General features: G+C 68.2%; 9 protein-coding genes. 5 read left to right on the top strand and 4 right to left on the bottom strand.

Annotation, left to right across the window (positions count from 1 at the left end; all coding sequences use genetic code 11):
- The 3 genes from RCJ92_RS13735 to RCJ92_RS13725 form a co-directional block, all read left to right on the top strand.
- A partial coding sequence (locus RCJ92_RS13735) for an ATP-binding cassette domain-containing protein (protein WP_446754839.1) occupies positions 1-1013 on the top strand: 1013 nt, incomplete at its 5' end.
- An 88-nt stretch (positions 1014-1101) separates the two neighbouring features.
- Entirely contained in the window at positions 1102-1599 is a 498-nt protein-coding gene (locus RCJ92_RS13730; RefSeq protein WP_054821573.1) for a DUF6998 domain-containing protein, read from the top strand.
- Between the two features lie 137 nt (positions 1600-1736).
- The gene (locus tag RCJ92_RS13725) at positions 1737-3518 is read left to right on the top strand and encodes an FMN-binding glutamate synthase family protein (protein ID WP_138926987.1); all 1782 of its coding nucleotides are present in this window, start codon (positions 1737-1739) and stop codon (positions 3516-3518) included.
- Here RCJ92_RS13725 and RCJ92_RS13720 read toward each other — a convergent pair.
- The 4 genes from RCJ92_RS13720 to RCJ92_RS13705 form a co-directional block, all read right to left on the bottom strand.
- Entirely contained in the window at positions 3515-4546 is a 1032-nt protein-coding gene (locus RCJ92_RS13720; protein ID WP_446754838.1) for an enoyl-CoA hydratase/isomerase family protein, read from the bottom strand. The genes RCJ92_RS13725 and RCJ92_RS13720 overlap by 4 nt on opposite strands.
- A 140-nt stretch (positions 4547-4686) precedes the next feature.
- Positions 4687-5607 carry a LysR family transcriptional regulator gene (locus RCJ92_RS13715; RefSeq protein WP_138176085.1) on the bottom strand — a complete coding sequence of 307 codons (921 nt, stop codon included), beginning with the start codon at positions 5605-5607 and terminating at the stop codon, positions 4687-4689.
- A 278-nt stretch (positions 5608-5885) separates the two neighbouring features.
- Positions 5886-6167: a hypothetical protein gene (locus tag RCJ92_RS13710; protein ID WP_138926985.1), complete on the bottom strand. Its 282-nt coding sequence runs from the start codon at positions 6165-6167 to the stop codon at positions 5886-5888.
- Between the two features lie 157 nt (positions 6168-6324).
- The gene (locus RCJ92_RS13705; protein ID WP_246049623.1) at positions 6325-6801 is read right to left on the bottom strand and encodes an Lrp/AsnC family transcriptional regulator; all 477 of its coding nucleotides are present in this window, start codon (positions 6799-6801) and stop codon (positions 6325-6327) included.
- Between the two features lie 228 nt (positions 6802-7029).
- On the opposite strand from RCJ92_RS13705, the gene RCJ92_RS13700 reads away from it, so the two are divergent.
- Together RCJ92_RS13700 and RCJ92_RS13695 are read left to right on the top strand one after the other, a co-directional pair.
- On the top strand, positions 7030-8286 hold the full coding sequence (locus tag RCJ92_RS13700) for an MFS transporter (protein ID WP_360026735.1): 1257 nt from the start codon (positions 7030-7032) through the stop codon (positions 8284-8286).
- A 54-nt stretch (positions 8287-8340) separates the two neighbouring features.
- On the top strand, positions 8341-8689 hold a 349-nt coding region (locus tag RCJ92_RS13695; protein ID WP_446754837.1), incomplete at its 3' end, for a hypothetical protein.

Raw genomic sequence — 8689 nt, 5'->3', positions numbered from 1 at the left:
GGGTGCGCGGGCTGCGGGCCAGCGCCGTCGCGGTGGTGCCGTGGCTGGCCGTGCTGGGTGTGGCGGTCGCCGGGCTCGGCCGGGTGCCGGGCGGAGAACTGATCCTGCTGCTGGTGCTCACCGTCCCCTCCTTTGAGGCGGTGCGCGGCGTGGAGGGGTTCGTCGGCTCGCTGCAGGAATCGCTGCACAGCATCCGCACCCTGTACGCCAACCACCTGGCCGAACCGCCGGTGGCCGAACCGGGCGCCGCCCGCGCCCTGGGCCCCGCGGGTGACGGACTGCAGGTGCAGGACCTGAGCGTCCAGCGCCAGGGCCGCACCGTGCTGCGCGCACTGGACCTGGAACTGGGCCGCGGGGAACGGGTGGCGTTGGTGGGCGAATCCGGGTCGGGCAAATCCACGCTGGCCGCCGCGCTGCTGCGCGCCGTCGATTCGTACGGCACCGTGCTCCTGGACGGGGTGCCGATCGACGAGCTGACGCTGAGCGACCTGCGCACCGCGCTGGTGCTGGTGGCGCAGGACGACTCGCTGGTGCGCGGGACCCTGCGCGAAAACCTCACCCTGGGACGCACCGGGATGACCGATGCGACGCTGGCCGGCGTGCTGCAGGAGCTGGGGCTCGGCCAGTGGTTCGCCGCCCAGCGTGAGGGGCTTGACACCCGGCTGGGGGAGCGCGGATCGCGGATCTCCGGCGGGCAGCGCCAGCGTCTGGTGCTGGCCCGGGCGCTGCTGCGCGAACCGCAGTTCCTGATCCTCGACGAGGCCACCAGCGCACTGGACACGCACACCGAAACCCTGGTGATGCAGGCCCTGGCACGCCGCGTGGATGCGGGCATGGGGCTGCTGATGATCAGCCACAAGCTCGGTGTGCTGCAGGATTTCGCCGAAGTGATCGTGCTCGCCGACGGGGAAGTCATCGAGCGGGGCAGCGCCGCCGCCCTGCTGGACCGCCCCGACTCGCTCTTCGCCAGGATGCGTCGGCGCGAACTGGCCAGCATCGAGGACGGGGTGTAGCAGACCCGAACCGGTGGCCAATTGAACCCCGTCCCTACCCTTGCTCTGGCGTACCCCGGGCCCGCTGAGAGTTCGTAGAATTGCTCCTATGAGGAATATCGACTTCAGCGGGTGGACCGTTGACGATCTGCTGAAGATGGAAGCAGCACTGCGAGCCGAGTTCAAACGGCGCGGGATCACCCAGACGGACAGCGATCTGGGCGGAGAACTTGGTGAGTACCTTGCACTTCGTGTCTATGGAGGCCACCTCACGGCGCCGGGCAACAAGTCCTTCGACCTTGTCGATGGGCAGAAGCGACGGATTCAGATCAAGACACGTACCCTTCCACGCGATACGCAACGCATCTTTGCCTTTGCTGATCTGGACTTCGACCTCGCGGTATGCCTGCGCTTTGATCGAAAAACGAATGCCTTGCAGTGGGCTCGAGAATTCGATGTTGCCGAGGTGGAAAGCCTGGTGACCAGGCATGCCACCGGGTTCCGTCTAGGAACGTTGCAGGCATTTGAGAACGGCAGAGACGTCACCGCGAAATTCCAGCAAGCGCTTGAAGCTGCTTCCGTCGTCGAGGCAGACATCCCAGGATGATGCCTTACCTGCGCGGAAAGCTTCGCTACGCTCACTTTCGTCGCTGATCTGCCGCTGCAGACCCCGAAGCTGGGAACTGCCAGATCACTGGGAAGAGCCACTTTCGGGCACCAACCCAGTGGGGCTAGGCTCGGGCCATGGCACGGTTTTTCATTCTGATCTTCCTGATAGTGATCACCACGGCCGCCGCAGTGGCCGCAATCTTCGCCTCCGCGCTGGGCAGCGCCGCCTGGCTGGTGCTGGCCGCCTTCTGTGCGGTGCTGCTGGGGGTGGGGATCCACGACCTGCTGCAGACCCGCCACGCGATCCTGCGCAACTACCCAATCCTGGGCCACTTTCGGTTCTTCTTCGAGTTCATTCGCCCGGAACTGCAGCAGTACTTCATTGAGCGGAATACCGACGGCAAGCCCTTTGACCGGGACACCCGTTCGCTGATTTACGCCCGGGCCAAGGGCGCGGACAGCCACAAGGCCTTCGGCACCGAACGGGAGGTGAACGCGGTCGGCTACGAATACCTGCTGCACTCCACCGCGCCGGCCGCCGCTGTCTCGGACCAGCACAAGGTGCGTGTGGGTTCCTCCCAGTGCAGCGCCCCGTATGACATCTCGCTGCTGAACATCTCCTCGATGAGCTTTGGTGCCCTGTCCAAGAACGCGGTGCTGGCCATGAACAAGGGCGCCGCGATGGGTGACTTCGTACATGAAACCGGTGAGGGCGGGCTGACCAAGTACCACCTGGAATACGGGGCGGACCTGTTCTGGGAACTGGGTTCGGGCTACTTCGGCTGCCGCACCAGTGAGGGCCGCTTCAACCCGGAGGTCTTCGCCCGCAAGGCCGCCCATGAAAAGGTCAAGGGCATCACCATTAAGCTTTCCCAGGGCGCCAAGCCCGGGCTGGGCGGCGTGCTTCCCGGCGCGAAGGTGTCCGCGGAAATCGCCGAGGCCCGCGGCGTGCCCGAGGGGGAGGACTGCATCTCCCCGGCCAGCCACCCCGAATTCTCCACCCCGCGCGAGATGCTGGCCTTCGTCACCCGGCTGCGTGAACTCTCCGGCGGCAAGCCGGTGGGCATCAAGCTGTGCGTCGGTTCGCGCACCGACGTGCTGGCCATCTGCAAGGCGATGCTGGAGACCGGCACCCTGGTCGATTTCATCACCGTGGACGGGGCCGAGGGCGGCACCGGGGCGGCGCCGCTGGAGTACGAGGACACCGTGGGCACCCCGCTGACGGAGGGGCTGATGCTGGTGCACAACGCGTTGATGGGCACCGGGCTGCGCTCGGAGGTGCGGGTGGCGGCCGCGGGGAAGATCGCCAACGGCAATGACATCGTCAAGCGGCTGATCCAGGGCGCGGATTTCTGCTTCGCGGCCCGGTCAATGATGATGGCCACCGGCTGCATCCAGGCCCAGAAGTGCCACACCAACACCTGCCCGGTGGGGGTGGCGACGCAGGACAAGCGCCGGATGCGCGCCCTGGTGGTGGACGACAAGGGCAACCGGGTGTACAACTACCACCGGCTGACGGTGACCGAGGCCAACCAGATCATGGCCTCCATGGGGCTGACCAGCCCGGACCAGCTGAACACCCGGATGCTGCGGCGCCGGGTGAACCTGCAGAGCACCCGCTCCTACGCCTCGCTGTTCCACTGGCTGCGCCCCGGCGAGCTGCTGGAGGACACGCCCACCACCTGGCGGGAGGACTGGGAGGAGGCGGATTCGGACCACTTTGGCGAGCACGCGCCGCTTCGGTTCGGCACCCCGCACGCGGTGGTCCTGATGCCGCCGGCCGGCCAGCCGGGGCACCCTAACACCGTGCCCGCCCCGCGTATCGAGCCGAAGGACCGGCAGGTGGTCAAGCCGGTGCACCAGGATGTCACCCGGCCGGAAGGCAAGCCGGGCAAGATGCAGCACCAGGGCAGCTAGGGTCCCTGGACCACTTCGGCCAGCCTGGCGGTGTCCACCGCAGCCAGCGTGTCCGGCTCCCAAGCCGGGTTGCGGTCCTTGTCGATCACCTGGGCGCGGATGCCCTCGGCCAGGTCCGGCAGGTACATCAGGTAGTCGGCCAGGCGCAGCTCCCGGTCCAGGGCCCCGCGCAGCAGCGCCTCCTCACGGGCACGGCGCACCGCCAGGAATGCGCTGGTGACACTGGTGGGGGAGTTTGCCCGGATCGCGGCGGCCGCCTCGGCGGCCTTCGGGTGCACCATCTCATCCAGCCGCTGCAGCACCTGCTCGGCGGTGCCGGCGGAGAAGGCGTGGTCGATCCAGCCCTGTTCGGCCTGCAGCGCGCTGGCCGGCACCGAACCGTGCAGCAGCTCCAGCGCGGAGATCAGCTGCGCCGGTTCCAGACCCACCAGGTCATCGAGCTCATCGAGCAGCCCGGCAGCGGTCTGCGGGTCGATGACCACGTCGGCGAACCCCAGGAACGGGGCGTCGGCCCCGGTGAAGCTGGAGGCGGTCATCGCGAAGTACTCGCCGAAGTGTCCCGGAGCCATGGCCAGCAGGTGGCTGCCGCCCACATCCGGGGTGTAGCCGATGCGGGCCTCGGGCATGCCCATGCGCGCATCACTGGTCACCACCCGCACCGGGGCGTGGCTGGCCAGCCCAATCCCGCCGCCCATGGTGATGCCGTGGGCGATGCTCAGCACCGGCTTGGGATAGACAGAGAGGAAATGGTCGATCCTGAACTCCAGCTCCAGCAGCTGCAGGAAGGCGCGGTGGTCCCCGCTGGTCACGGCCTGGTGGAAGGCGGCAATGTCCCCGCCGGCGCAGAACCCGCGCTCGCCGCGGCCGGTGAGCACCACCAGCTGGATCTGCGGGTCATCGGCCCAGCGGCGCAGCACCACATCCAGCTCGCTGAGCATCTCAAGGTTCAGTGCATTGAGCTTTTCCGGCCGGTTCAGCTCCAGGTGTCCTATCGGTCCGAGGGTTCGTGAAACCACCAGTTCGCTCACGGTGCTCCTTGTCATCGTTGCTGTGTTTGGTCCGGGGCCAGTGCCGCCGGGGCGGGCCCACCACCGAGTATGCCAAGGATTGCCGGTTTGCGCCGGATCCGCGGCCGGTCCCCGGCAGCCGTCCGGCGTGCCGGGGCGGATCAGCGCACGGTCGGGTGGCGGTCCAGCACCTGCGCCAGCCGGTCAAGCACCAGGCTGGCCTTGGGCTTGGCGGCCTGGTCGGGCATCAGCGCAAAGATGGAACGGGCCAGGCGGATCTCGGGCGCATCGACCAGGCGCAGTCCCTCCGGGGCGCGGGCCATCGCCAAATCCGGGACCAGGGCGGCGCCGAAGCCGGCGGCCACCAGGTTCAGCGAGGCCTCGAAGTCGTCGCAGTACGCGGCCACCTGCGGGTGGATGTTGTAGGAGGCGAAGAGCCGGGCAATCAGCGTTGCATCGGATGCGCCGGGATGGTGCATGATCCATGGCCACTGGGCCAGCTGGTCCAGGCTGAGGGTGGAGTCATCGGACATCGGCCAGGAGGCGGGGATCACCACGCGGAACTGGTCATCGCCCAGCCAGGTGCGCGAGAGGTTCGCCGGCCAGCTCAGCCCGCCGGGCCCGACCTGGAAGATCAGCGCCAAATCCAGGTCCCCGCCGGCCCCCAGGCCCGCCACGGTCTGCTGGGGTTCGCCGATCCACAGCCGCAGGTTGATGCCCAGCGCGGGCCAGTCCTCGGCCGCCAGCAGCTGCGGCAGCGCGTAGGCGGCCAGGGAGGGGAAGATTCCCACCCGGATTTCCTCGCGTTCGCTGGTGTCCGCCTCCGCGGTGGCCACGTCGGCCATCAGCGCGTCGATGTCCGTCAGCACCCGCTTGGCGTGGCGCACCATGCGCAGTGCGGCCGGGGTGGGGGTGATCGAACGCGCCCCGCGCAGGAACAGCGTGGTTCCTGCGGCGCGCTCCAGGGCGGTCATCTGCTGTGACACGGCGCTGGCGGTGTAGCCCAACCGGGCAGCGGCCGTGGCAAAGGAGCGATGGGCGATGACTTCAAGCAGGGTGCGCAGGTGAACCGGATTTATCACGCATCCCAGTCTAGGCGGTGTTGTTCCCCGGGCCGGTGCAAGACAAGAGACGCGTGGGGTCCGCGCGGGAAGCGGGCAACGGCCGTGCCCCACGGCGTGGGGAGCGGGAGGCCCATCCGCTTCCTGGCGCAGCTGGTGCGGGACACGCGGGCGCCGGGAAGCGGCCGGAACCTACCCTGCCGTCTATCCCGGGCGGAGCCGGGCGCGTTGCACCACGGGTTTGCCGCCCCCGCTCGGGGCGGAACCCGGAAGGGGCGAAAGGACGCTTCTGCGAGGTGTTAGGCCTCTTCCAGGTCCTCGACCGGGACGTCGTCCTCCTCGTCCTCGTCGTCGTCCTCTTCCGCATCGTCTTCGTCCGTGAACTCGTTATCCAGGTCCGAGTCCTCTTCGAGGTCGTCGTCGAGCAGGTAACCGCGCTGGGCCAGCGGGTCGATGTTGCGCATGGTTTCGGGCATGTCGCTGGAGCCCTCATAGGCCTGCGAATCGCGTCCGTCGTCGGGCTCGTACAGATCGTTGCCGTACTGCGGGGCGAAGTCCCCGGGTTCCATGTCGCGGCTCATGACGTACTCCTTCGGTTGTCGAGGAGTATCCTGCCTCAGCCGGGGAACACCCCTCGTGGCTACTTGGTATCTCCAGCCTAGGGCGTGGAGGTAGCCAGAGGAAGTCTTGAAATCGGTGTGTTTCTGCGGCAGTGATTTGGGCCCAGGCGGCGGAAGCCTAGCCGTGGTCCTGGCGGTACTGCTCCAGCAGCGGGGCGCAGCGGTAGGACAGGTGGGTGTGCAGCGCGAACGTGGTCTCCGAGCGGTTCACACCGCGGATGCGCAGGATCTGGCGCAGCGCCGACTGCAGCTGATGGGTGTCCATGGCGGCCAGGCGCAGCCACAGATCGCCGTTGCCGGAGATCTCATGGACCTCCAGGATGTTCGGGATCCCGCGCAGCGCGGAGATGACCGCATCAATGTCGCGGTGCATCACCTCCAGGGTCACGAAGGCCAGCACGTCGTAGCCCAGGCCCGCCAGGTCGATGTCGCGTCCGCCGTCGCGCAGCACCCCGGCCCGCAGCAGCCGGCGCATCCGGGACTGGGCGGTGTTGCGGGCGATGCCCACCTGATCGGCCAGCTCGGAAATCTGGATCCGTGGATCCGCGATCATGGCCAGCAAGATCTTCACGTCCACGTCGTCCAAACGCACCAAAACTACTCTCCGTACTCTCCCGATCCGCCAATTTTTGGATGTTTTGCTCAATGGAACCGTCAATTGGCGATGCAATGCTTTGAAGTATTCCATATTAGTGAAGGAACAGGCTATTCGCGTAGCCATCTCGAAGCAGAATGCTCAATCTCTTCCACCCCTGTTGATCGGCAGGGGACCAGCACGCCGCCACGTCCGGTGGCTGGCGGACACCAGAATGGCGGGTCGGCGATGTCGGTGATCAGTGAGCTGAGGATGCGTCCCGGCACGGCAGCCAGCTACGACCGGTGGGACGCCACGCCGCGCACCCGCCTGGTGCTCTCCGGGCTGGTGATCTTTGTGCTGCTGTGCGGCGCCAACCTGGCCACCCCACTCTACCCGGGGCTGCAGCAGTCGCTGGGCCTGGGGCCGATGGGCACCTCGGTCGCCTTCGCCAGCTACGTGATGGCACTCATCGTCTTTTTGGTCACGGTCGGGCACTGGTCCGACCACATCGGCCGCCGCGCCGCGCTGCTGTTGGCCGTGCTGATTGGCCTGGCCGGCACGCTGGTCTTCGGGACCGCCGATGACCTGCTGGGGTTGTGCGCCGGACGCGGGCTGCAGGGGGCCTCGGTCGCCCTGGCCACCGGGGCCAGCGCCGCGGCACTGCGCGAACTGCTGCCCAGCAAGCCCGAATGGGCCTCGCGCTTCACCCTGCTGGCCTCTTCCGGCGGGGTGGCGGTCGGACCGGTCATCGGTGGGCTGTTGGCCCTGTTGCCCGGCGGGCTGGGCACCGCCTTCACCGTCCAGGCCGTGGCGCTGGTGCTGCTGCTCGTGCCCCTGCTGCTGGTGCGGGCCCGCCCGGCCATCGCCGTGGCCGCACCGGGCACCCGGGGCCGGGCGCTGGCGCCACGCGTGGCCAGCGTGCCCTCCGGGGCGCGCGGTGAATTCTGGCTGGCCGCGCTGACCGGTTTCCTCAGTTTTGCGATCTTCGGCTTCATTCTTTCCCTGGCCCCGGGTTATCTGGCCGAGATCTTCGCCATTTCCTGGCTTCCGGTGATCGGGGCGCTGGCCGGGCTGGCGTTGGGCGTCTCCGCCCTGGTGCAGCTGACCCAGATCCGCGGCCGGCACCTGCAAACGGTGGCGCTGCTGCTGATGGCCGCCGGGATGGGGGCCCTGCTGCTCGGGTTGGAGGCGGCGCTGCTGCCCGTCGTGGTGCTGGCGATGATCGTGATCGGGCTGGGGCAGGGGCTGGCGTTCCGTGCCGCCTTTTCCGCCGCCGTGGACGCGGTGGCACCCTCCGAGCACGCCAGCACGGTCTCGGCGATCTACGTGGTCACCTACCTGGGCAGCACCATTCCGGTCATCGGCCTGGGGTGGGCGGCCGGGCACTTTGGCCTGCAGGCCAGCATCCAGGTGTTCCTGATTGGCTGCGTGCTGATGGCCCTGGGGCTGGGGGTCGCCTCGGTGCGCTCCACCCGCGCCGCGCGGACCGGTGCCACCCGCTAGCCCCACAGGCGCCCGGCGCCAGCGGGCTGTCCGGCGCGGCGTAGAGTGGAAGGCATGGACGCCTTGTCCCACACCGATTGCGCCACCCGACCCAGCACCGCCGCCCGATGGGCCGTGGCCACCCGGCTCCTGGTCCCGGCCATCTGGCTGGGGCTGATCATCGGGATCTCCTTCATCGAGGCGCCGCTGAAGTTCACCGCCCCGGGCATCACCATTCCGCTCGGGCTGGGTATTGGCCGACTGGTTTTCGCGGCGATGAACGTGGTGGAGATCGTCCTGTTCCTGGCCTGGCTGGCCGCCAGCGTTCGGCGCGGCGTGGACCGCGCCTGGTGGACCGTGCTGGGGTTGAGCGGGTTGTGGCTGCTGATCAAGACCGTGGCCATCCGACCGGGCCTGTCCCGCC

The sequence above is a fragment of the Glutamicibacter sp. BSL13 genome (genome assembly GCF_052928425.1).
The sequence above is the reverse complement of the archived record's forward strand: the minus strand, read 5'-3'. Positions and strand labels throughout refer to the sequence as shown.